Source organism: Motilimonas pumila (genome assembly GCF_003596335.1).
In the GTDB taxonomy this organism is placed as follows: Bacteria; Pseudomonadota; Gammaproteobacteria; order Enterobacterales; family CBDFNC01; genus Motilimonas; species Motilimonas pumila.
The window spans coordinates 1-535 of record NZ_QZCH01000172.1 but is presented as its reverse complement, the minus strand read 5'-3'; the positions used below and the strand labels follow the sequence as shown (position 1 = coordinate 535).

General features: G+C 70.8%; 1 protein-coding gene. It reads left to right on the top strand.

The features are described from left to right. The coding region (locus D1Z90_RS21090) for a sigma 54-interacting transcriptional regulator (RefSeq protein WP_147378840.1) at window positions 1–535 on the top strand (535 nt) is incomplete at both ends.

Below are 535 nucleotides of genomic sequence, written 5' to 3'. Positions count from 1 at the left end.
GCGCGTCCACTCGCTGATCGCGCGCGCGGCGCCGACCGATGCGAACGTCCTGGTGCTCGGCGAGAACGGCACCGGCAAGGAACTGGTGGCGCGCGAGCTGCACCGCCAGTCGCTCCGGGCGGACCAGGGAATGCTGACGGTCGATCTCGGCGCGATCAGCGAGGACCTGATCGACAGCGAGCTGTTCGGCCATGTGAAGGGCGCCTTCACCGATGCCCGCACCGACCGGGTGGGCCGCATCCAGGCGGCGCATGGCGGCACGCTGTTCCTCGACGAGATCGGCGACATGCCGATGGACGCGCAGACGCGCCTGCTCCGCGTGCTCCAGCAGGGCGAGTTCACCACCGTCGGCGGTGCCCGCGCGATCAAGGCGGACGTGCGCATCGTCGCGGCGACCAACAAGGACCTGGCCGCGCTGGTCCAGGCCGGGCAGTTTCGCGAGGACCTGTTCTACCGCCTCAACGTCGTCCCGGTCGCACTGCCCTCGCTCCGGGAGCGCCGCGACGACGTGCCGCTGCTCGCTCGCCATTTCCTC